At 59.1% G+C, this 22,168-nt stretch carries 27 protein-coding genes; 19 read left to right on the top strand and 8 right to left on the bottom strand.

All coding sequences use genetic code 11. From position 1 onward, the window contains the following. Positions 1-125: 125 nt before the first annotated feature. Positions 126-716: a YceI family protein gene (locus ACYZTK_RS09165; RefSeq protein ID WP_462014141.1), complete on the top strand. Its 591-nt coding sequence runs from the start codon at positions 126-128 to the stop codon at positions 714-716. Positions 717-721: 5 nt separating this feature from the next. Further along, positions 722-1,879 (top strand): phospholipase D-like domain-containing protein, encoded by a 1,158-nt coding sequence (locus ACYZTK_RS09160; protein ID WP_462014140.1) that lies wholly within the window; start codon positions 722-724, stop codon positions 1,877-1,879. Between the two features lie 102 nt (positions 1,880-1,981). Here the strand turns inward: ACYZTK_RS09160 and bglX are convergent, their stop codons facing one another. Beyond that, positions 1,982-4,273, bottom strand: coding sequence for a beta-glucosidase BglX (bglX, locus tag ACYZTK_RS09155; protein ID WP_462014139.1), 2,292 nt, complete (start codon positions 4,271-4,273; stop codon positions 1,982-1,984). A 237-nt stretch (positions 4,274-4,510) separates the two neighbouring features. Here bglX and ACYZTK_RS09150 point away from each other — a divergent pair, with 237 nt between their 5' ends. From ACYZTK_RS09150 to ACYZTK_RS09125, 6 genes are all read left to right on the top strand, one after another. Further along, positions 4,511-5,119 (top strand): LemA family protein, encoded by a 609-nt coding sequence (locus ACYZTK_RS09150; RefSeq protein WP_462014138.1) that lies wholly within the window; start codon positions 4,511-4,513, stop codon positions 5,117-5,119. A 34-nt stretch (positions 5,120-5,153) separates the two neighbouring features. Further along, the gene (locus ACYZTK_RS09145; protein WP_462014137.1) at positions 5,154-5,912 is read left to right on the top strand and encodes a TPM domain-containing protein; all 759 of its coding nucleotides are present in this window, start codon (positions 5,154-5,156) and stop codon (positions 5,910-5,912) included. Between the two features lie 28 nt (positions 5,913-5,940). Then, on the top strand, positions 5,941-6,558 hold the full coding sequence (locus ACYZTK_RS09140) for a TPM domain-containing protein (RefSeq protein ID WP_462014136.1): 618 nt from the start codon (positions 5,941-5,943) through the stop codon (positions 6,556-6,558). Between the two features lie 132 nt (positions 6,559-6,690). Further along, positions 6,691-6,990 carry a helix-turn-helix transcriptional regulator gene (locus tag ACYZTK_RS09135; protein ID WP_462014135.1) on the top strand — a complete coding sequence of 100 codons (300 nt, stop codon included), beginning with the start codon at positions 6,691-6,693 and terminating at the stop codon, positions 6,988-6,990. Beyond that, positions 6,977-7,333 (top strand): putative holin, encoded by a 357-nt coding sequence (locus ACYZTK_RS09130; RefSeq protein WP_462014134.1) that lies wholly within the window; start codon positions 6,977-6,979, stop codon positions 7,331-7,333. The genes ACYZTK_RS09135 and ACYZTK_RS09130 overlap by 14 nt, the downstream gene beginning before the upstream one ends. After that, complete coding sequence (locus ACYZTK_RS09125) at positions 7,330-7,611, top strand: phage holin family protein (protein WP_462014133.1); 282 nt, start codon at positions 7,330-7,332, stop codon at positions 7,609-7,611. Before ACYZTK_RS09130 ends, ACYZTK_RS09125 begins: the two co-directional genes overlap by 4 nt. Before the next feature lie 22 nt (positions 7,612-7,633). On the opposite strand, the gene ACYZTK_RS09120 is transcribed toward ACYZTK_RS09125, so the two are convergent. Then, positions 7,634-8,053, bottom strand: coding sequence for a helix-turn-helix domain-containing protein (locus tag ACYZTK_RS09120; RefSeq protein ID WP_462014132.1), 420 nt, complete (start codon positions 8,051-8,053; stop codon positions 7,634-7,636). A gap of 300 nt (positions 8,054-8,353) precedes the next feature. Here ACYZTK_RS09120 and ACYZTK_RS09115 point away from each other — a divergent pair, with 300 nt between their 5' ends. The 6 genes from ACYZTK_RS09115 (at position 8,354) to ACYZTK_RS09090 (ending at position 11,912) form a co-directional block, all read left to right on the top strand. Continuing rightward, positions 8,354-8,638, top strand: a complete 285-nt coding sequence (locus ACYZTK_RS09115) for an Ogr/Delta-like zinc finger protein (protein ID WP_462014131.1) — start codon at positions 8,354-8,356, stop codon at positions 8,636-8,638. Next, the gene (locus ACYZTK_RS09110) at positions 8,635-8,997 is read left to right on the top strand and encodes a hypothetical protein (protein WP_462014130.1); all 363 of its coding nucleotides are present in this window, start codon (positions 8,635-8,637) and stop codon (positions 8,995-8,997) included. Before ACYZTK_RS09115 ends, ACYZTK_RS09110 begins: the two co-directional genes overlap by 4 nt. A gap of 115 nt (positions 8,998-9,112) precedes the next feature. Continuing rightward, the gene (locus ACYZTK_RS09105; RefSeq protein ID WP_462014129.1) at positions 9,113-10,330 is read left to right on the top strand and encodes a class I SAM-dependent methyltransferase; all 1,218 of its coding nucleotides are present in this window, start codon (positions 9,113-9,115) and stop codon (positions 10,328-10,330) included. A 171-nt stretch (positions 10,331-10,501) separates the two neighbouring features. After that, positions 10,502-11,083 (top strand): DJ-1/PfpI family protein, encoded by a 582-nt coding sequence (locus tag ACYZTK_RS09100; protein WP_462014128.1) that lies wholly within the window; start codon positions 10,502-10,504, stop codon positions 11,081-11,083. A 14-nt stretch (positions 11,084-11,097) separates the two neighbouring features. Continuing rightward, complete coding sequence (locus ACYZTK_RS09095) at positions 11,098-11,403, top strand: ribbon-helix-helix domain-containing protein (RefSeq protein ID WP_462014127.1); 306 nt, start codon at positions 11,098-11,100, stop codon at positions 11,401-11,403. A 164-nt stretch (positions 11,404-11,567) separates the two neighbouring features. Next, complete coding sequence (locus ACYZTK_RS09090) at positions 11,568-11,912, top strand: YegP family protein (RefSeq protein WP_462014126.1); 345 nt, start codon at positions 11,568-11,570, stop codon at positions 11,910-11,912. Positions 11,913-12,055: 143 nt separating this feature from the next. Here the strand turns inward: ACYZTK_RS09090 and ACYZTK_RS09085 are convergent, their stop codons facing one another. Beyond that, positions 12,056-12,943 (bottom strand): dihydrodipicolinate synthase family protein, encoded by an 888-nt coding sequence (locus ACYZTK_RS09085; protein WP_462014125.1) that lies wholly within the window; start codon positions 12,941-12,943, stop codon positions 12,056-12,058. Between the two features lie 30 nt (positions 12,944-12,973). After that, entirely contained in the window at positions 12,974-13,756 is a 783-nt protein-coding gene (locus ACYZTK_RS09080) for an aldolase (protein WP_462014124.1), read from the bottom strand. Between the two features lie 109 nt (positions 13,757-13,865). On the opposite strand from ACYZTK_RS09080, the gene ACYZTK_RS09075 reads away from it, so the two are divergent. After that, positions 13,866-14,408, top strand: a complete 543-nt coding sequence (locus ACYZTK_RS09075) for a helix-turn-helix domain-containing protein (RefSeq protein ID WP_462014123.1) — start codon at positions 13,866-13,868, stop codon at positions 14,406-14,408. A gap of 118 nt (positions 14,409-14,526) precedes the next feature. Here ACYZTK_RS09075 and ACYZTK_RS09070 read toward each other — a convergent pair whose 3' ends face one another. Beyond that, on the bottom strand, positions 14,527-15,546 hold the full coding sequence (locus ACYZTK_RS09070; protein WP_462014122.1) for a DUF4917 family protein: 1,020 nt from the start codon (positions 15,544-15,546) through the stop codon (positions 14,527-14,529). Between the two features lie 156 nt (positions 15,547-15,702). On the opposite strand from ACYZTK_RS09070, the gene yiaY reads away from it, so the two are divergent. Then, positions 15,703-16,851, top strand: coding sequence for an L-threonine dehydrogenase (gene yiaY / locus ACYZTK_RS09065; protein WP_462014121.1), 1,149 nt, complete (start codon positions 15,703-15,705; stop codon positions 16,849-16,851). On the opposite strand, the gene ACYZTK_RS09060 is transcribed toward yiaY, so the two are convergent. Further along, positions 16,848-18,014, bottom strand: coding sequence for an MFS transporter (locus tag ACYZTK_RS09060; protein ID WP_462014120.1), 1,167 nt, complete (start codon positions 18,012-18,014; stop codon positions 16,848-16,850). The two genes, yiaY and ACYZTK_RS09060, sit on opposite strands and share 4 nt — an antisense overlap. A 794-nt stretch (positions 18,015-18,808) precedes the next feature. Here ACYZTK_RS09060 and ACYZTK_RS09055 point away from each other — a divergent pair. After that, complete coding sequence (locus ACYZTK_RS09055) at positions 18,809-19,312, top strand: DUF4142 domain-containing protein (protein ID WP_462014119.1); 504 nt, start codon at positions 18,809-18,811, stop codon at positions 19,310-19,312. Between the two features lie 42 nt (positions 19,313-19,354). Here the strand turns inward: ACYZTK_RS09055 and ACYZTK_RS09050 are convergent, their stop codons facing one another. After that, positions 19,355-19,765 (bottom strand): low affinity iron permease family protein, encoded by a 411-nt coding sequence (locus tag ACYZTK_RS09050; protein WP_462014118.1) that lies wholly within the window; start codon positions 19,763-19,765, stop codon positions 19,355-19,357. Between the two features lie 169 nt (positions 19,766-19,934). Between ACYZTK_RS09050 and ACYZTK_RS09045 the strand changes: the two genes are divergently transcribed. Both ACYZTK_RS09045 and tam read left to right on the top strand, forming a co-directional pair. Next, positions 19,935-20,081, top strand: a complete 147-nt coding sequence (locus tag ACYZTK_RS09045) for a hypothetical protein (protein WP_462014117.1) — start codon at positions 19,935-19,937, stop codon at positions 20,079-20,081. Positions 20,082-20,150: 69 nt separating this feature from the next. Then, positions 20,151-20,921, top strand: a complete 771-nt coding sequence (gene tam, locus ACYZTK_RS09040; RefSeq protein WP_462014116.1) for a trans-aconitate 2-methyltransferase — start codon at positions 20,151-20,153, stop codon at positions 20,919-20,921. A gap of 156 nt (positions 20,922-21,077) precedes the next feature. Here tam and ACYZTK_RS09035 read toward each other — a convergent pair whose 3' ends face one another. Next, positions 21,078-21,806: a class I SAM-dependent methyltransferase gene (locus tag ACYZTK_RS09035; RefSeq protein WP_462014115.1), complete on the bottom strand. Its 729-nt coding sequence runs from the start codon at positions 21,804-21,806 to the stop codon at positions 21,078-21,080. Positions 21,807-22,168: the final 362 nt, after the last annotated feature.

Raw genomic sequence — 22,168 nt, 5'->3', positions numbered from 1 at the left:
TTGAATGTTAATCCGCCATCGCGAGCAGGCTCACTCCTACAGTGATTTTGCCCGCCCCATAGATGTATGCAATTGGTTCAGGGGCGGTTAAGGTTCGTGCAAGTTTATTTTCAGCACGAGTCTTTATGCTCAAGCCGTCCCTCTGCAAAACCCTCGCTTTCCTGCTGCTGGCTGGCACATCCCTGGCCGCCCAGGCCAACTGGTACCTGGACGGCGAATCCTCGCGGCTGTCGTTCATCAGTACCAAGAACGCCAACATTTCCGAAGTGCAGCGCTTTCTGGTGCTACACGGCAAGGTCAGCCCCAAGGGCCTGGCCGAGGTCGAAGTCGAGCTGGACTCGGTGAGCAGTGGCATTCCGTTGCGCGACGAGCGCATGCGCAAGGAGCTGTTCGACGTCCAGAAATTCCCCGAAGCCCTGATCACGGCACAGATCGATCTGCGCCCGATCAACGACCTCGCGTCCGGTGCGCAGCTCGAATTGCGTTTGCCGGTGACCGTCAACCTGCATGGCAAGACCCAGGAATACAACGCCGAACTGCTGGCGACTCGTCTGGATGACCGGCGCTTTCAAGTGGTGACGCTGGAGCCGCTGGTAATCAGCGCTGCGGATTTCGACCTGGTGCCCGGCCTGGAAAGCTTGCGCAAGGTTGCCGGTCTGTCCGCCATCAGTCTGTCGGTACCGGTGGGTGCGGTACTGATCTTCACGGCGCGCTGACGGCCATGGCCGGTGCAATCTTTCCCTGGCGTGAAGGCAATAGCTTCGAACTGCTGATCGACGGTCCGCAGTTTTTTCCGCGCATGCTGGTAGCGATCGCCCGTGCCGAGGATCAGGTCGAGCTGGAACTGTATCTGGTGGAAGCGGGCGCCTGTGCCGACGCCATGGTGCAGGCGTTGATCCAGGCTGCGGAGCGCGGCGTGCGGGTGCGCTGCCTGTTCGATGACTACGGCAGCCTCGCATTCACCCTGACTCTGCGCCAGCGCCTGATCGATGCTGGCGTCGAGCTGCGCTTCTACAATCGTTTGAGCTGGCGGCGCTGGGTCGGCAATTTCTACCGCGATCACCGCAAACTGCTGCTGGTCGATCAGAGCCTGGCGGTGGTCGGCGGCACGGGCGTTACCGATGAGTTCTGGACCCCGGGTGAGGACGTCAGCGAGTGGCACGAAGTGATGGTTGAGATCAGCGGCCCATTGGTGCTGGACTGGCAGCTGCTGTTCGACCGCCAATGGATCGCCAACCGGCATCGCCGCGCCTGGAAACCCTCGTCGCACTTTGGTTTGCCAAGACTGCCCCGCGTGCCGTCTACCGGCGAGGGCATGGGCCGGGTGGCGTACGCCGATGCCCGGCAACACCGGGACATCTTGCAGTCGCTGGTCCGCGCGCTGAACAGTGGACAGCAACGCATCTGGCTGGCCACGCCGTATTTTCTGCCGACCTGGAAAGTCCGTCGCTCACTGCGCCGTGCCGCCTCACGGGGCGTTGATGTGCGCCTGCTGCTCACCGGGCCGCACACCGATCATCCCTCGGTGCGGTACGCCGGGCATCGTTATTACCCGCGACTGCTCAGGTCGGGGGTTAAGATCTTTGAGTACCAGCCGTGTTTCCTGCACCTGAAAATGGTCTTGATCGACGACTGGGTGAGCATTGGCTCGTGCAATTTTGATCACTGGAATTTGCGTTTTAATCTGGAGGCGAATCTCGAAGCACTTGACCCCGGGTTGACGCGGGCGGTGGTTGCCAGCTTCGAGAAAGATTTTGCCTTGAGCCAGGAAGTCAGCCTGGAAGCCTGGCAGCGCCGGCCGCTGTGGCGGCGGGTGAAGCAGCGGATCTGGGGATGGGTGGATCGGGTGGTGGTGAATCTGCTGGATCGGCGGGGGTAGTTTTTTAAGATCAAAAGATCGCAGCCTTCGGCAGCTCCTACGGGTGTACACAGAACTGTGTAGGAGCTGCCGAAGGCTGCGATCTTTTGCTTTTTGCCAGGGTTACAGCAATTCAAAGCTCTGCTGCGTCACATCCTCGGAATCCAGGCCGATCTGCACGTTGAACTTGCCAGGCTCCGCCGCGTACTTGAGCTGGGTGTTGAAGAACTTCAGCTCATCCTCGGTGATGGTGAAGTGCACCACCTTCTGCTCGCCGGCCCTGAGCATGATTTTCTGGAAATTCTTCAGCTCTTTCACCGGGCGGATCATCGATCCGGTCACGTCCTGGATGTACAGCTGCACCACGGTTTCGCCATCGCGCTTGCCGGTGTTCTTCAGCACTACGCTGGCATCGAGCTTGCCGGTCTTGTTCAGGGTGGTCGACGACAAGGCCATGTCGCTCAGGCTGAAATCGGTGTAGCTCAAGCCGAAACCAAAGGGGAACAGCGGGCCAGTGGTGTCATCGAAGTACTGCGAGGTGTAGTTGCCCGGTTTGCCCGGGGTGAACGGCCGGCCAATGCTCAGATGGTTGTAGTAGGTCGGAATCTGGCCGACCGAGCGCGGGATGGTGATCGGCAGTTTGCCCGACGGGTTGTAATCGCCGAACAGCACGTCGGCGATGGCGTTGCCACCTTCGGTGCCGCTGAACCAGGTTTCCAGGATCGCGTCAGCCTGCTCCTTCTCCTGCAGGATCGACAGCGGGCGGCCGTTCATCAGTACCAATACCAGCGGTTTGCCGGTGGCTTTCAAGGCGCGGATCAACTCACGCTGGTTTTCCGGGATGTTCAGGTCAGTGCGGCTCGACGACTCATGGGACATGCCACGGGACTCGCCCACGGCGGCCACCACCACATCGGCATCCTTGGCGGCCTTCACCGCTTCATCGATCAGCACCTGCGCCGAGCGCGGATCATCCACCACTTCCGGGGCATCGAAGTTGAGGAAGTTCAGGTAATCCAGCGCCTTCTTGTCGCTGGTGATGTTGGCGCCGCGGGCATAGATCAGCGTCGATTGCGTACCGAGTGCGCTGGTCATGCCCTCAAACAGGGTCACCGATTGCGCAGGGCGACCGTTGGCGGCCCAGCTGCCCATCATGTCGATCGGCGCCTTGGCCAGCGGACCGACCAGGGCGATTTTCGCGGTTTTCTTCAGTGGCAGGGTTTCGCCCTGGTTTTTCAGCAGCACCAGGCTGCGGCGTGCAACGTCGCGGGCCTCGGCGCGGTGCAGGCGGCTGTCGGCATTGGTGTCGGCCGGATCATCCTCGGCCTTGCCGATGCGCAGGTACGGGTCCTTGAACAGGCCCATGTCGTACTTGGCATCGAGCACCGCGCGCACGGCGTTGTCGATATCGCTCTGCTCGATCTCGCCAGCCTTCAACAGCCCTGGCAATTCCTTGCCGTAGAGCGTGTCGTTCATGCTCATGTGGATGCCGGCCTTGATCGCCAGCTTCGCGGCCTCGCGACCGTCACGGGCAACACCATGCTTGATCAGTTCGAAAATTGCCCCGTGGTCGCTGACGGCCAGGCCCTTGAAGCCCCAGTCCCGGCGCAGCAGGTCATTCATCAGCCAGGTGTCGGCAGTGGCCGGCACGCCGTTGATCGAATTCAACGCTACCATGACTCCGCCGGCTCCGGCGTCAATTGCGGCGCGGTAGGGCGGCAAGTAGTCCTGGTACATCTTCACCGGGCTCATGTCGACGACGTTGTAGTCGCGACCGCCCTCGACCGCACCGTACAGGGCGAAGTGCTTGACGCTGGCCATGATGCTGTCGGCCGCGTTGGCGCCGGTGCCCTGAAAGGCCCGGACCATCACTGCGGCGATGCGCGACACTAGGTAGGTGTCCTCGCCGAAGCCTTCGGAGGTACGGCCCCAACGTGGGTCGCGGGAGATGTCGACCATCGGCGCGAAAGTCAGGTCGATGCTGTCTGACGCGGCTTCCTTGGCGGCGATGCGCCCGGACAGGCCGATGGCGTCCATGTCCCAGCTCGAGGCCAGGGCCAGCGGGATCGGGAAGATCGTGCGATGGCCGTGGATCACGTCATAGGCGAAGAACATCGGGATCTTCAGCCGGCTGCGCATCGCCGCGTCCTGCATCGGACGGTTTTCTGCACGGGTGATCGAGTTGAACGTGCCGCCAATGTTGCCGGCGGCAATTTCCTTGCGGATCAGCTCCCGGGGCATTTCCGGGCCGATGCTGATCAGGCGCAACTGGCCGATTTTTTCCTCGAGGGTCATCTGCTTCATCAGGTTGCCGATGAACGCGTCCTTGTTTTCCACGGGTGCGGGCGTCGTGGCGGCCAGTACGGTATGACTGGCCAGGCTGACGAACAGGCCCAGCAAACACAGCTTCTTCATGAATAGTTTTCTCGAAAGCCTAAGCGGCGGTTATGACGCGCCGGTCAGCCAAAATTTAGGGAGCGACTATTGTTGTTCAAGTAAATGCAGCAAACTTCTGAACTGTTTTAATGTTGGAGCATCTTTTAGCCCATCGGCAGGATGCAATCCAGTAGCGGCGCCGATTATGCCCCAAGAGCCGTGTTCAAAGTTCGCAGGTTGTTTTTTCAACGGAATGTGCAAGGGAGCGTCAACCAGATGAATGTACGACACCACTATCGGTCGAGCCTGCAAATGGCCGCCTTGATGTTGCTGACCACACTGTTGGCCGGCTGCGGCATCAACAACATCCCGACTCTCGACGAACAGGCCAAGGCGGCCTGGGGTCAGGTGCAGAACCAGTACCAGCGCCGTGCCGACCTGATCCCCAACCTGGTCGAGACAGTGAAGGGCTATGCCAAGCATGAAGAAGAAACCCTGACCGCAGTGATCGAGGCGCGAGCCAAGGCAACTTCGATTCAGGTGGATGCCAGCACCCTCGACAACCCGGAAAAGCTCAAGCAGTTCCAGCAAGCCCAGGATCAACTGACCGGTGCGCTGAGCCGCCTGATGGTGGTGTCCGAGCGTTATCCGGACCTCAAGGCCAACCAGAACTTCCTGGCGCTGCAGTCGCAGCTGGAAGGCACCGAGAACCGTATCGCGGTCGCGCGACGGGATTTCATCCTCGCAGTGCAGAAATACAACACCGAGATCCGCACCTTCCCGGGTCGCCTCTGGCACAGTGTGATGTACAGCGACCTGCCAGTGCGTGAAACCTTCGAGGCGACCAGTCCCGATGCCGAGAAAGCACCTCAAGTGAAGTTCTGATCGGGTTGCTGCTTTACCACGGAAGAGGTTGCCAATGCGCGTGTTGAGAGTTGGCCTGGTGCTGCTGCTTTGGGTGTTTGCCCTGGCGGCCCAGGCCGAATTGAAGTTTCCACAGCTGACCGGGCGGGTAGTCGATAACGCCCAGATGATTGAGCCTGCGGTGCGCGAGCAGTTGGCCCAGCAGCTTGAAGCCCACGAAAAAGCCACCGGTGAACAGCTGGTGGTGGTCACCGTGGCGGATTTGCAGAGCGCCGACATTGCTGACTTCGGTTATCAGCTGGGGCGTTACTGGGGAATCGGCCAGAAGGACAAGAACAACGGCGCGCTGTTGATCGTGGCTCGTGATGATCGGCGCTTGCGGATCGAGGTCGGTTACGGGCTGGAAGACCGCCTCACCGATGCGCAGAGTTCGGTGATCATCAACCAGGTGATCACGCCGTCGTTCAAGACCGGTAACTTCAGCAAGGGCATCAGCGACGGTGTCGCGGCCATGCTGGTGGTGCTGGGCGGTAATCCCCTGGACGAGCCCTCCACGGTCTACGAGTCCCGAGGGGACCCGGACAGCGATTTCATGTCACGCCACCCAGGGGTGTTCGTGTTCCTGGTGATGCTGTTCATCCTGGTCGTGTTCGTCTGCCAGATGCTCGGCATCCTGCCCAGTGGCGGCGGTGGTCGAGGCGGTTCGGGCGGCGGTTTCGGCGGTGGTGGTTTTGGTGGCGGTGGAGGCGGAGGCGGAGGCTTCAGTGGTGGCGGGGGCAGTTTCGGGGGCGGCGGTTCGTCGGGCGGCTGGTGATGACAATAAGTGAGCGAGCGTTTCTGAAATGGCATTACTGAATGAACACGAACAGCGCAAGGTCGCCGAAGCGATTGCCCGGGTTGAGCGCGACACTGACGCTGAACTGGTCACCGTACTCGCCGCTCGCGCTGACGACTATGCCTACATCCCGCTGCTGTGGGCCAGCCTTCTGGCGCTGGTGGTGCCCGGTATCGTGCATTACCTGACGGGCTGGCTGACCCTGCACAGCCTGTTGCTGGTGCAATGGGCGAGTTTCATCGTGCTGTGCCTGTTGTTCCGCATTCCGCGCATCACCACCCACCTGATCCCGCGTTCGGTTCGTCACTGGCGGGCCTCTAACCTGGCGCGTAGGCAGTTTCTCGAACAGAACCTGCACCACACGGTAGGCAGTACCGGCATGCTGATTTTCGTCTGCGAAGCCGAACGGTATGTGGAAATTCTGGTGGACGAGGGGATTTCCAGTCGCCTGGACGACAAGAGCTGGGATGCGATTGTCTCGGCCTTCACCCGTCAGGTGAAGCGGGGGCAGACGTTGCAGGGGTTTGTGACCTGCGTTGAAGCCTGTGGCGAACTGCTGAAGGTGCATGTGCCAGTGACGCATGTGCGAAATGAGTTGCCCAACCGTTTGGTGGTATTGGGTTAGGTCATAGCGCCTGGTTGTGTATCACTGCGCTACAAACCCCGGCCGTTGTTCGAGTTCCGGCTTGTCTTCAACATCTCCCTCCAATAGCGAACGCCCTGAATCGGGTGTTCTGACCTGGAGGGAGTTTTTGTCATGTCAGCTCATCAACCGCTCAACTCTGTCAACGAAGGGGGGCTCACTGACGACGAGCCGCCTGTGACCCAACTGACGGTCAAAGAGAAACAAGTACTGCATTGGTGCTTCCACGGAAAGACCTCCTGGGAGATTGCCCTGATACAGAATTGCTCGGTGTCCACGGTCAATTTTCACTTCACCAATATCCGCCGCAAATTCGCCGTGCATTCGCGTATGGCCGCCGTCTACAAAGCCATTGAACTGGGAGTCATCGCAGTGGCCAGGCGCGACGGGGGAGTCTGCGATGAGCATGACTGACTCGACCTACAACAGCGTCAGCGGCCTGTTGTTGGGGCTGGGGATCGGCACGTTGCCGTCGATCGATGGCGAGGCGTTGTTCGGTGCGGCGCTCGGCGCCTGGCTCGTCACCACCACTCGGGTTAACTTCAAGGCCTGGCAGCGCCTGGGCTCGTTGCTGTTATCAGCCGGCGTCGGCTATCTGTTCACCCCCGTCGCACTGCCGTTGGCGCCCTCGCTGACCGGAGGGGTAACGGCCTTTATCTGCGCACTGATCGTGATCCCGGTGAGTATAAAACTGATGCAGTGGATCGATGGCGCAGGCATCGGCGACATCATCCGCCACCTCAAGGGGCGCGGATGATGGGCGGCGCATCGATGATTCTGGTGTTGTTAACGGCCATTGCGCATTTGCTCAGTGCGCTCAGGCTGGCCTGCTATCGGCGAGATGAGGGGTGTAACTGGTGGCGTGACGGACTGGTGAACAGCCTATGCGGAGGCACGTTTTGCCTGGCCGGCATGGATGTTCTGCTGAGCTCGGTGCCCGTCAGTCCATGGCATGCGGGAGTGAGTGTGCTGGCCTGCCTACTGATCATCCGCAGTGGTGGGAACATCATGCTGTTGTGGGGGGCGGTGAAGTAACGGCGCAGTGGCCTTGGGTCCATTATCCAGGGTGCCTCAGCTCGGCCAGCGCGGCGGACATTTCCGACAGTTTGAGTTCCAAATCCCGCAGGCGGTGCTTGTCTTCCAGCACGCTCTGCACGACCACGCGATCCTCTTCGCTGAGCAGCCGCCACAGCGTCAATACGGTGGTTTCCTGCAGCGTCCGTTCTGACGTGTCACCCACCCGATCTTCAGACGATTGACGCAACATGGGCCCTTCACCGAGCAGCAACCAGTCGAGTGATATGCCCTTGGCGCGGGCAAGATCTACGCATATTGAGTATGGCGTGCTGTCTCGACCTTTCCAACTGCTAAGGGTCTGGGGGCTGATCTGTAGCGCCAAAGATAAGGACGCATCGGTCTTTGTGCCGGTGATCAGCTTCAGGCGCGCCAGGACGGCTTGGGATTTTTTGTTACGCAATTGGAGCCTCTGGCTTTTGACACATGCATTTCGAGTAATTAACGTATGCGTATTGAGTTGTTTTTATCTTGTGAGCAATCAAACTTCAACTATGAGCAAGAAGAATACGATGTCGAAACTTCCTAATGGTATCAGGGTGATTTCCTACAAGCTTGGCTTGTACCCGCTGCGCGGCTGCGCGTCGCCCATCCTTGCGTCTGGCAGACGTTTAACCCATGACCGAACCGAGGCGATCAATGCATGCGGCAGTATTGCGTTTGCTCAAGTTGATTACCACCAGCTGACTTCAGGGAATCCCGCATGAGTACCTACAAAATGGTGTGCCCGCACTGCTTGAACCGGATGCGTATCCGGACCAGCGAAGGGCGGCATATATTCCTGCGGGTGGCCTACCTGCAATGCACTTCGGAAGCGTGCGGCTGGTCGGTTCGCGCCGAATTCGAAATGACTCATGAGCTGTCTCCGAGCGGTATGCCCAATCCGGCGGTGCACCTGCCGTGTGCCGGACCTGATCTACGCAGTGCGGCCCGACCGGTCGTGGAGAGCGAGCCTGCGGCGAGCACGCACCCGGAGTCGGGAGCATGAAAACAGACGATGAATATTTTGAAATGCATGAGGATCTGCTGGATATCGCCAGGTCGTTTCTCGCGCGCCATGAAAGCCAGGCGGTGAGCGATGATCAGGTATTGTTCTGTCGTGCGGTGAAGCATCTGCAAGACCTGGACGTGCCGATGCACCTGGCGGAAAAGCTGGTGAGCCACGCCTATGGGCTGCTCAAGTCCTGCAACGATCGACGGCGCCTGGATGTCGCTGCCAGTTCGGACACCATTGCCGTGATTACCGATCCCGACAACGGCCTTACGTGGGCCGTGCCGGTGGGGCTTATCGTCAAATACGTCATCAACTCGCCGATCAATCGCAAACTTCGGCTGGTGGAGCCGTAGGGCTCACCGCAGAGACGCAGTTCAGGGCCCGGGGAAATTACTCCGTGCCCAAAGCAGCCATCCCCCTTAAAATACCGGCATTCCCCGTTTCGCTACGCCCGAGGCCGTTTCTGCCATGTCCATTGTTGCCAACCCCGCCAGCCTCGTGCCGGATCATCACGCGCAGTTTATTGATCTGCTGCAATCGAGCCTTGATGAGAACGCTTTCATCAAGCTGGTGCTGGCCAAGTACGTCGGTGAGGAGCCGGACTTGCAGCGCCTGATCATCAAGCAACTGACGGTCAAGGATCAGCCGTGTCTGTCGTTCGTCTATCGCTACAAGACCCGCGACATCACCAAGAACCTGGCGCTGGCCGAGGGTGTGGCGAGCATTGCTGCACTGCTGCCGGCGGCGTTCAAGAATGCGCATTTGCTGGCGCTGACGGATGAGGCCCAGCTCGAATACAGCAAGAAGGGCAAGAGTTCGCTGTTCAAGAGCAAACCACAGCAATTGCGGGAAGTGCCTTCGGCCGAGCACAACCGTGAGAAAAACCGCTTTCTCGACCTGAGCCGGCCATTTCTCGCCGACCTTGGAGTGACCAACAAGCAACACGAGCTGATCCCGGCGATGTCGCGCAAGTGGAAGCAGATCAACAAGTTCATCGAGGTGTTCAGCCATGCGCTGACCACCTCGCCGCTGGTGCTGGACCAGCCGGTGCGCGTCGCCGACTTTGGCTCAGGCAAGGGCTACCTGACGTTTGCGATTCACGATTACCTGCGCAATACCTTGAAGGCCGAGGGGGAGGTCACGGGGGTCGAGCTGCGCGAGGACATGGTGACCCTGTGCAACGCTGCGGCCGCCAAGCTGGACCATCCGGGGCTGGTGTTCAAATGCGGCGATGTGCGCAGCGTGGCGCCGAGTGAGCTTGATGTGATGATCGCCTTGCATGCCTGCGACATAGCCACCGACTATGCGATCCACACCGGCATCCGTTCCGGCGCCTCGATCATCATGTGTTCGCCGTGCTGTCACAAACAGATTCGCTTGCAGATCCAGAGTCCTGCCTTGCTCAAGCCGATGCTGCAATATGGCCTGCATCTGGGCCAGCAGGCGGAAATGGTCACCGACAGCCTGCGTGCGCTGTTCCTCGAAGCCTGCGGTTATGAGACCAAGGTGTTCGAGTTCATTTCGCTCGACCACACCAACAAAAACAAGATGATCCTCGCGGTCAAGCGCGCCGAGCCGGTGGATCCGGCGCAGTTGCTGCTGAAGATCCAGGAGTTGAAGGATTTTTATCGGATTAGTGAGCATTGTCTGGAGACGCTGCTGCGGGCTGACGGGTATCTGAGCTAATCCCAAAAGATCGCAACACGGCAGCTCCTACATTTGGAGGGCGTACTCCGGTAGGAGCTGCCGAAGGCTGCGATCTTTTGATTTTGCTTTCACCGTAGTAACAGGCTATTACCCACCCCAAAACAAAGAGACTACCTTCAGTACTCCCCGTACCCCAAAGGAGTCCTCCCCATGGCTGCCAAGAAAATCCTCATGCTGGTCGGCGATTACGTCGAAGACTACGAAGTGATGGTGCCGTTCCAGGCATTGCTGATGGTCGGCCACACGGTGCATGCGGTCTGCCCGGACAAAAGCGCCGGCCAGACCGTGCGCACGGCTATCCACGACTTCGAAGGCGACCAGACCTACAGCGAAAAGCCCGGCCACCTGTTCGCCCTGAACTTCGATTTTGCCCAGGTCAAGGCGCAGGACTACGACGCACTGGTGATCCCGGGCGGTCGCGCACCGGAATACCTGCGCCTCAATGAACAGGTCCTGGACCTGGTGCGAGCGTTCGACCAGGCCGGCAAACCGATCGCAGCCGTGTGCCACGGTGCACAATTGCTGGCGGCCGCGGGGATTCTCGAAGGGCGTGAGTGCAGCGCCTACCCGGCCTGTGCACCCGAAGTGCGCCTGGCGGGCGGTACGTTCATCGATATCCCGGTGACGCAGGGCCACGTTCAGGGCAATCTGGCGACTGCTCCTGCCTGGCCGGCGCACCCGAACTGGCTCGCCGGTTTCCTCGGGTTGCTGGGTACCAAAATCACCCTGTAACGAGGAAAACGCCGATGTGCGAGCTTTACGTCAAGGCTGATCCGATCCTCTACGAATCGCGCTCTCGCTCGCTGCGCATTTGCGGGGTGGTGACCACCCTGCGCCTGGAAAACCAGTTCTGGGACATCCTCAGCGAAATCGCCCAAGTCGACGGGATGACCACCAACCAGTTGATCGCCAAGCTGTATGAAGAGGTGATGGATTATCGCGGGGAGGTGGTGAATTTTGCTTCGTTTCTGCGGGTGAGTTGTACGCGTTATCTGAGCCAGCGGCGGGTGCCGGTGCCTGGGTTGTCGGTGGTGCGCGCGGCTGCCAAGTAGCGCAGACCGTGTCGCCTCCATCGCGAGCAGGCTCACTCCTACAGTGGAATGCATTTCCCTTTAGGAGTGAGCCTGCTCGCGATGAGGCCCGCACAGGCGACAAAAAACCGTGGCTGGTCTTTACTCTGAAGCGCGAATCCTCTCAATCGCCAAGGAGAACCAGCATGTCCGGATGGTATGAAGTGAGCAAAAGCAGCAGTGGCCAGTTCAGGTTTGTTCTGAAAGCCGCCAATGCCGAAACCATTCTGACCAGCGAGCAGTACACCACCCGCGCCGCTGCCGACAAAGGCATTGCGGCGGTTCAGAGCAACAGCCCGCTGGACGAACGCTACGAAAAGAAAACCACCAGGGACGGTCACCCCTACTTCAACCTCAAAGCCGGCAATCACGAGATCATCGGCAGTAGCGAGGCATACACCAATGCATCTGCGCTGGAAAAAGGCATTGCCAGCGTCAAGGCGAACGGGCCGACTACGGTGATCAAGGACAAGACCTTGCTGGTGCTCTGATCACACCCTCAAATCCAACACTAATCCCCCTGTAGGAGTGAGCCTGCTCGCGATTGCGGTGTTACAGGCAACTTTGATGTCGACTGATACACCGCCATCGCGAGCAGGCTCACTCCTACAGGGGGTTGAGGTGTCTCAACAGATCAGCGCAATTCTTTCAGCAAATCCTGCAACTGCCCGACACCCGCATCTCCCAGCGCAAACACCGGCAGCCGCGGATCACCCGCTTCCAGTCCGGTCGCGCGCAAGCCCGCCTTGATCGTCGCCGGCAGCCCGCCTTTCAGAATGAAGTCCAGCAGTGGCAACTGGCGATAGAACAGTTCCCGCGCCTTGCCGAGGTCGTTGGCCAGTACCGCCTGATACAAATCCAGATTGAGCTGTGGGATCAGGTTCGGCGCCGCCGTGCACCAGCCTTTTGCTCCGGCCGCAAAAGCCTCCAGTGCCAGCGGATTGCAACCGTTGTAGAACGGCACCTGCCCCTCGCCGAGCAATTGCAGCCTGTGCATGCGCTGGATGTCACCGGTGCTCTCCTTGACCATGGTCACGTTCTCCACGGAGTTGAAGATGCGCAGGATCAGGTCCACCGACATGTCGGTGCCGCTGGTGGCCGGGTTGTTGTAGAGCATGATCGGCACGCCAATGCTGTCGCCGATGGCCTGGTAATGGGCGAGGATTTCCGCTTCGCTGAGTTTCCAGTAGGACGCCGGCAACACCATCACCACGTCTGCGCCCTGGGCTTCGGCGAAGCGCGCGCGGCGCACTGCTTTGGCGGTGGTAAGGTCGGACACGCTGACCACGGTGGGCACCCGTTTGGCCACGTGCTTGATACTGAATTCACTGACCTGATCCCACTCGGCATCGCTTAAATAAGCGCCTTCGCCGGTGCTGCCCAGCGGCGCGATTGCATGCACGCCAGCGTCGATCAGGCGGTCGATGGAGCGCCCGAGCGCGTCAAGATCAACGCCTTCGCCTTTGGCGGTAAAAGGGGTAATGGTGTAGCCGATGATGCCGTGAATGGTTGGGGTCGACATGCTGTCTCTCCGTTTGAAAATGGAATGGGTTCAGTTCAGGCAATCAGCGTGGTGGCGCAGGTTCTGCCGAGCGTAATAGTTGAAAGCGGCGGCGTGGCGTTTGGGCCTGGCGATCCAGTCGTGGGCTTCGCGGCCCAGTTCCGGCAGGATCGGCTTGATGGTCCCGGCACTCATGGCCAGCAGCTGCAACTTTGCCGCGCGCTCGATCAATTGGGCGATCACACAGGCTTCCTCGATTGTCGTCCCGGTGGACAACTGGCCATGGTGCGAAAGCAGGATCGCGCGCTTGTTTCCCAGGGCGCCGGCGATCAGTTCACCTTCTTCGTTACCCACCGGCACGCCTGGCCAGCCTTCGAGAAATGCACAGTCTTCGTAGAGCGGGCAGAGGTCCATGTGGGAAATCTGCAGCGGCACCTCCAGCATCGACAGCGCCGCGACGTGGGTCGGGTGCGTGTGGATGATGCAGTTCACGTCAGGCCTTGCGCGGTACACCCAACTGTGAAAACGGTTGGCCGGGTTGGGCATGCCGTGGCCTTCCAGGACTTCGAGGTCTTCGTTGACCAGCAACAGGTTGCTGGCGGTGATTTCGTCGAAGCCCAGGCCCAGTTGCTGAGTGTAGTAAGTGCCTGGCGTCGGGCCGCGCGAGGTAATTTGCCCGGCAAGGCCCGAGTCGTGACCGTTCTCGAACAGGATTCGGCAGGTCAGGGCCAGCTTTTGCCGCTCGGTCCACGTATTATCCGCCAGGGTATTTTGCATCTGGGTCAGCGCCTGCTTGACCAGTTGTTCCTTGGGTAGTGCTAATGTCTTGGCCATGGGTGTGTCCTTCGGTCAGTTCATTCAAATGACACCAAAGATGCTATATGACACATTGTGTCATTAGCAAGGACAAATCGTCGATTCCTTGATGGATTAATCGCTTCGCATGTCTATCCGTTTGAAATTACTGAGAAAAAAACTTGGTGTGACCCTGGAGTCATTGGCCGAAAAATCCGGCATGACCAAGAGTTACCTGTCGAAGGTAGAGCGCGGGTTGAACACGCCGTCGATTGCGGCCGCGCTGAAACTGGCCAAGGCGCTGAATGTGAAAGTCGAGGAGTTGTTCTCCGAAGACAATGTCAGCCTCGACAGCTACAGCCTGGTGCGCAGCAACGAGCGCCAATCCCTGGCGGCCAACGACCAAAGTCCGGGCTATGCGGTGCTGGCGCACCAGGTCAGTGAGCGTAGCCTGCTGCCGTTCATCATCTACCCGCCGACAGAGTTCACCGACAAGGCGTTCAAGGAACACACAGGCGAAGAGTTTCTATTCGTTCACGAAGGGCAGGTGGAAGTGGATTTCATGAATGAGCGAGTGCTGCTGGAGCGCGGCGATGCCTTGCATTTCAACGCGCAGAAACCGCACCGGATCCGCTCGGTAGGCGAGGTTCAGGCGCAGTTGCTGGTGGTGGTGCATAGCACCGAAGATTGAGTCAGCCACACCGCGCATCCTGTGGGAGCCGGCTTGCTGGCGAAAGCAGTATGTCAGTCAACATATCTGTTATCTGACAGGACGCCTTCGCCAGCAAGCCGGCTCCCACAGGGTTGGGTCATACCTCGACGGGCACCGTCAGCTTAGGACTCCCCAACGCATGAGTCTTCGAATCAAAAAACCGCAGCTCTGATCCGGTCCCTTCGAACACCTTCGCGTAATGACGCTTCTGATGCTGGATAAACGCCTTGCTGCGTGGATAAATCGAGATCGCCACCACCTTCGGTCGCGCCTGACGCAGCGCCTCGATGATGTGACTGTCCTGCTCACCCAGTGCATGCCCAAAGATGCACAGTCCCGCGCCATGCCCCAGTAGCTGGTCATAACAGAACGACAGATAATCCGAGCTGCGGATGGTCCGGAGCTTGTCCTGGGACTTTCCTTCGTTGACGAACAACGGCACATCGTCGAGGGTCTTGATCGTATTGTTGATGGCGAAACTGCCGAGCAAAGTGCCCTCGGTCGTCATCAATTTGCGCGCCGTGCCGTCCTGGTTGCGCACCAGGTGCAGGCCGCCGTGCAGGTACAGCAGGCGGGTCTGACCTGTCGCCGTGGCGCTCAGGTCGAAGCGCGGTTCTGCGCCCTGGAACAGGTCGCTGATCGCGTCTGGCTGGTGCTGGATAGCCCAGTGGTTGAGCAGGTCGTAGTTGGTGGTGAACACCGTGCGGTAACGGCCCAGTTCCTGACTGATGGCCGCCAGGGTCGCAGGCACGACCAACCGCCACGGGATATGCACCGCGTGCACGGTATTGATCAGTGCTTCCTTGATCGCATAGTAACGATTGCGCGGTGCGGCAGAGCTGACGGCCAGGGCCTTGTTGACCCGGCTGGTAGTTTTCAGCGCACTCAGCACCTGCTCGAAACTGCGCGTCTGCAGGGCATCGAACACACTCAGCTCGGACTGGCTCAAGGGTTTTTCCTCGACGGTGCGGGCGTTTTCAAACAGCGAGTCGTAGCCGAAATCGTCCCACACGGCGCGACTGGCGCCGTTGCCCACCAGCAGGCCGTCCAGCGAGGCGGTGGCGCGCAAGGCGTTCCAGTCTTCAAGTTGGGCATCAACATCCTGGAAATCGGTCATTGCGGTCAAAGTCTCGAAGCAAAAGGTCTGATGGGCGGCGACTTTATCACGACCAGACCTTGAGCCAGATCAAGTTGCTGCTTCACCGATGAGTCGATCCTGTGGGTACCCGCTGGATCGGCACCGCCGGTCTGGCCCTTGTCAGGAGATTGGCTCATGAGCAGCACCTTTTTTATCCCTGCGGTAAACATCATGGGCATCGGCTGCCTCGACGAAGCGATGGTCGCGATTGGCAAGTACGGTTTTCGCAAGGCGCTGATCGTCACCGATACGGGGCTGGCGAAGGCCGGAGTGGCCGCGATGATCGCCGGGAAACTGGCGCAGCTGGACATCGAGTCGGTGATTTTCGACGGGGCCAAACCCAACCCGAGTATCGCCAACGTCGAGCTTGGCCTGGGCCTGCTCAAGGAAACCCAGTGCGATTTTGTAGTATCCCTGGGCGGCGGTTCGCCTCACGACTGCGCCAAGGGCATCGCCCTGTGCGCGACCAACGGAGGACAGATCCGTGACTACGAAGGCGTCGATCAATCCAGCCTTGCGCAACTGCCGCTGATTGCCATCAACACCACCGCCGGTACCGCCAGCGAGATGACCCGTTTCTGCATCATTACCGATGAATCCCGTCACGTGAAAATGGCCATCGTCGACCGTAATGTCACGCCGCTGCTGTCGGTCAATGACCCGGCCTTGATGGTAGCGATGCCCAAAAGCCTGACTGCGGCGACTGGCATGGACGCACTGACCCACGCCATCGAGGCCTACGTGTCCACAGCCGCCAACCCGATCACCGACGCCTGCGCGCTAAAGGCCATCACCCTGATCAGCAACAACCTGCGCCTCGCCGTGCGCAACGGCAGCGACCTCGCCGCGCGGGAAAACATGGCCTACGCGCAGTTCCTCGCTGGCATGGCATTCAACAATGCGTCCCTGGGTTTCGTGCATGCGATGGCCCACCAACTGGGTGGTTTCTACGACTTGCCCCACGGCGTATGCAACGCCGTACTGCTGCCCCACGTGCAGAGTTTCAACGCGCTGGTGTGTGCCGACCGCCTGACCGACGTGGCCCATGCCATGGGCGCCGACATCCGCGGTTTCAGCCCGGAGGAGGGCGCCCAGGCCGCCATTACCGCGATCCGCACCCTCGCCCTTGATGTCGAGATCCCCGCCGGCCTGCGCGACCTCGGCGCCAAGCTCAGCGACATCCCGCTCCTCGCCACTAACGCCTTGAAAGATGCCTGCGGCCTGACCAACCCACGGGCGGCAGATCAACGCCAGATCGAGGAGATTTTCCGCAGCGCGTTCTAAGTGGCTTTGCGGCCGGGTGCGACTGTCACGCAGAGCATCGCACCCGTGGCCAGCAAGGTGCACAGCAGTGACAAAGGCCATGCTTGCGGACTCGCGATCAGACTGGCAATTCCGCCGATAACAGCCGCCATCAGCTGATGAATGAAGCCGCTCAACGCCATCGCATAGGCACCACCGACCGGCGCACCGTCGTTAGCCAGCGCCAGGCTGATCGGGTAGTTCAACGACTGGCCGAACACTGCAATGCAGTAGGGCAACCAGAGCAGCAGGGCGATTGAAGCCCAAGCGATACTTCCCAGCAACATCACCAAGCTGCCGGCCAGCGCCAGACCCACGCCCACCTTCATCAGCCGGCGCTGACCCGTGCGCAACACCAGAGCGTTGACGGCCAATGCACCGAGGAAATACGCCGCACTGATCGGCCAGCCCAACAGCCCGTACTCCACGGCGGACCAATTGAACGGTCCCTGGAGAATTAGCGGCGCGGCGGTGTTGAACGCGATGATCACTCCATAACCCAGACCACCGGCGAGGGCCGGTAGCAGGAAGGCTCGATCGCCCAAAATGCGCCAATAACTTGGCCACGCGGATGACTGAACGTTGTCCTCTACGCGTGTCGCAAACGCGACCTGTGACACGATCACCGCCTGCACCAGGCTGACAAAACCCAGCACGTAGAAAATCGCCGACCAGCCTGCCGTCACCTGAATAATCGACCCCAGATACTGTCCGATCCCCAGCGCCACCACGAAGGAAATAGATACCCACGACAGCGCTTTGGCCAGCAAGTCTCCACTGAAGCTGTCGCGGATGAGCACCCTGGCCATGACCGAAATTCCGCTGGCGCCGATGCCCTGCACCAGTCGGAAAAACAGAAAGGATTCGAGTGTCTGGCCAAGGGGCAGCGCAAGATTGCCCAGCCCGTATATACCCAGTGCCGCGAGCAGCACCGGCTTGCGACCGAACCGCTGCCCCAGGCTGCCCCAGAACAACATCGGCAACGCCATGCCGATCAGGTACACCGCCAATCCCCAGGACACCTGCGACACGTCGGCGGACAGAGCCCCGGCAATCTCCGGCAGCGCGGGCAGGTAGATGCTCATGCCCAACTGCGCGAGGAACACCGTGGTACAGGTGACGAGGAGGGTGGTGCTGCTTTTCATGGCAAGCCCTGGGTGGTTTTTTGCGGCCAGACTATACCCCTCGGCGCTAGAACTCCTGAACACCCCACTCCCAAACACACATCTGAACTCTGTGGGAGCAAAGCTTGCTCGCGATGGCGGTCTGATTTTCAACACTTGTGTCGACTGATCCACCGCTATCGCGAGCAAGCTCGTCTCCCACAGTAGGGAAGGCATGCGCAACCCTGTACTCAACGGCCGAAGTGGGAATCAGGCGTTCAACTGGTTGAATGGGCGGATCGCAGAAGCGCTAGTTCACAGGTCTTGAACGTGCTTGCCGGAGAGCTCCGAACGGTTCCAAATCGGTTTTGTGCCGTTAGGCGAGCATCAGCGGGCGTTTACCGTCCACTTGCTAATGACAGTGCACATTTCTTCGTCTGTTGCGAAATCACCGTCCTCAGCCTCAGTCAGAGCTTGCCGTAGTTCTTCGTTCAACGAATTTTCGTAGACTGGGTGTTCACGCGAAGTACCTGTTGTATCAAGAAAACCATTCAGCACTTCGGTCCTGATTTCCATTTTTTAAGCTCCAATAACCGTGAATCATTAACATACCCATGAGGAGACAAATTTGCTAACCGGCCTCAACCACCTGACCCTGGCTGTCACCGACCTCGAAGTAAAGCGCCGTGCCACCGTTCGTCGCACTAGCCGCAGCCTTTCTAAACCTTTCGGCTTTTAAAATTTCCTATTCCATGCGGGCTGCTGCTCGCCGCAATCATCATCGAGAGGCGGGAGCTCATGCTCCTGCCTGAATTCTTCAAGAGGAGGGCACGACCATGAGTCGGATGGCCACCCGATTACGCACAATCAGTTTTGCCACGCTACTGGGGCTGTTTGCCACGCATGCCTTTGCCCAGTCGCCCGCCGAATTCATCAACGATGCTTCTGCCAAAGGCATGGCCGACATCGAAGCGAGCCGCCTGGCTCACCAGAAAACCGAATCCAAAGAGGTCAAGGACTACACCATCGTGGTGATCAACGACCGCACCACGGCCAATCAGCATTTGGCCAAGATCGCCAAGCAGCTGGACTTGCCAGTGGCGCCGCGAGAAGAGGTGGTGGATAAAGCCAAGACCCTGATGCCAGAGGTGCAGGACGGGGCGGCGTTCGATCAGGCGTATGCGGCCAATCAGGTAAAGACTACAGAGGAAGCAATTCAACAATTGCAGCAGCAGGCGCAGTCCACTGATGTGCCGGAAATCAAAGCCTTTGCCGAAGAAACGTTGCCTAAATTGCAGAACCATCTGCAGATGGCCAGGGCTCTGCAAGCCAGCCGATAACAACATGAAAAACGGCGCGATTAACGCGCCGTTTTTTTTCCCTCAGCATTCGTTTAGATTCTGCTTACGCTTGCTGACAGATGCCAGCCCCTCCAACCCATGCACATCTTTTTCGCCCATGGCGCGGTAGTGTTTACGCAACGCTTCCAGCTGTTTCAAGTCGAGTAATTCCAGGCCCAGCATCGCGTTCTGCGCTTCCTTGTTGACCCGCAGTAACTCGTCGATTTTCAGGTGCAGGATGTCGGTGTCGCGGTTTTGCGTGTTCTGGATCAGGAAAACCATCAGGAAGGTAATGATCGTGGTGGAAGTGTTGATGATCAGCTGCCAGGTGTCGTCGTAGCCAAAAATCGGACCGCTCAAACCCCAAAGGAAAATCAGGATCAAGGCGCCCATGAATGTCTTGGGACTGCCAGCCCACAGGGCGAGCTTCTGCGAGATTTTTGCGAATTTCATTGCCGTATTCCTTATTGGGATGCGCCTGAAATTTGAGACAGCGCCGGCATGTGGAAAATTCTGCTTACATATTAATTATGGTTGAAGAGGCGTGGCGGATGGCAGTGGTCGCAACCTTTACCCGGACAAGCCAGTCACTTGTTAGACCCCCTTTGAATTGGAGAGCGCCATGAATATCGTCCGCACCCTGTGTTTTTCATGCTGCCTGTTCGCCCTGCAAGGCTGCTTTGATAATTCGGATAACGAGACCCAAGACAATACCGATGGCACCAAGTCTTCGGTGCAAATGCAGGACAAGGACGCGGCAGACAAATAGGACCGTGTTATTTTTGCTGGGCCGTTGCTACGAGGCTATTTTCGAGAGTTGAGCCGACAGGAGAACGCAATGAGTTGGTCTGCCAAGCAATACGTCGCCTTCGAAGATGAGCGCACTCGTCCCGCGCGTGACCTGCTGGCGGCGTTGCCGCCCGTGGAAGTGCATTCGGCCATCGATATCGGCTGCGGTCCCGGCAATTCCACGGAGCTGCTGGTGGAGCGTTTTCCCCATGCCACTGTGCGCGGGCTGGACAGTTCCAGCGATATGATCGACGCCGCGCGCAAGCGCTTGCCGCAGCTGCAGTTCGATGTGTCGGATATCGACAAGTGGAGCGAGGCCGGTCCGTTCGATGTGATTTTCGCCAACGCGGTTCTGCAGTGGTTGCCTGACCACGCCTCCTTGCTGCCCGCCCTGGTGCACAAGCTTGCACCGGGGGGAAGCCTGGCGATCCAGATGCCCGACACCCTGAACCAGCCGTCGCACCGGTTAATGCGCAAAGTGGCCGCTGCCGGGCCTTGGGCGAAAAAGCTCTCAGGAGCTGCCGGGCAGCGCACGGAAGTGGCTGGTGCCAGCGATTATTATTCGATGCTGCGCCCATATTGTTCGCGGGTGGATGTCTGGCTGACCACCTACCATCATCCACTGGCAGCGGGGCCGTCGGGGATCGTCGAGTGGTTCAAGGGCAGTGGCTTGCGACCCTTTCTTGAGCCTCTTGCCAAGGGCGAACGCGAAGATTTTCTGCAGCAGTATCTGGCGGGTGTAGAGAAAGCTTATCCGGTGTTGGAAGATGGATCAGTGCTGCTGCCGTTCCCGCGGTTGTTTATCGTGGCGACCCGGTAACTGCCTAGAAATATTGAATCCCATCTCTGTGGGAGCAAAGCTTGCTCGCGATTACGCACTGACATCCAGCATTGATGTCGACTGACACTACGCCATCGCGAGCAAGCTCTGCTCCTACAGGCTTGAGGTGGACTCCGTTTGTTCGGTTCGCACTCTTCAGCGCTCCACACCCACCAACATCATCATCGGTCTTTCCCGCTCCTCGGCAAGCGCCGGCAGTGCCGCCACATCCGCATCACTCGGGCCCCACTCATTGACGTGGCGGATAGTGAATCCCGCTGCAATCAAAGTGTTCAGCAACGTGCCCACAGTTCGATGCTGCTTGATCACACCCTCGGCCAACCAATTAGTCACTCGCTCACCTTCGCGCTGATAACTATCCACCGGCCAGCGCTTGCGACCCTCGCTGTCAGTCAGCCAGCCAGGATTGCGCGGCGCCATGAAGATCGGGTGCTCAATCGAGAAGACGAAACGCGAGCCGGGCTTCAGCGCCGCATAAATGGTGGCGAACAGCGTCGGCAGATCCTTGATGTAGTGCAGTGCCAGCGAGCTGTACGCCAGATCGAACTCGGCGCTCGGCAACTCCAGGTGTTCCAGGTCTGCGCGTTCAAAACATACGTTGGACGCAGTGGTGGTCTGGCGCGCCCGTTCCAGCATTTTCTCTGACACGTCGAGCCCCAGCACACTTCCAGCGCCGTGCTCACTGGCCCAGCGGCTGAACCAGCCATAACCGCAGCCCAGGTCCACCACTTTCAACCCTTGCAGGGGTGGCAGCATCGCCTTGAGGGCAGGCCACTCGGGTGCCGCATCGAGTCCGCCGACCGAGCGGCCCAGCTGGCTGTAGGCCTGGAAAAATTCGAGATCGTCGTAGATGTTTTGAGTCATGTTCGAGGTGCTCTGGCGGATTCGTTTACACGGGAAAAGGGCGAGGAGGTGACCGGGGGAAAGTTGAGCAGTCCCCAGCAAATCTGTTACTGAGTGCAGAAAAACGCTAAGAGAATGGCAATGTTTTGCGAAAACGCTAATTTTCTACCACTCCGTGTCTTCCAATGTCCAAATCCCAGGCACAAAAAAACCGGCCATCAAAGCCGGTTTTTTTATCTGCCCCCCCGTCAAAAAACCAACGTGAGAGCGAAATCTGAGTGGAGCGGGTGAAGGGAACCCGCTCCACCCCTACCTGTCACGTAAGCTCTTGTTAATTGGTTAAATTATTTTGGGTTTGTAGGACCGCTTTGTAGGAGTGACAA

The organism is Pseudomonas sp. LB3P31 (assembly GCF_054897945.1).
This window is presented reverse-complemented; position numbering and strand designations above follow the sequence as displayed.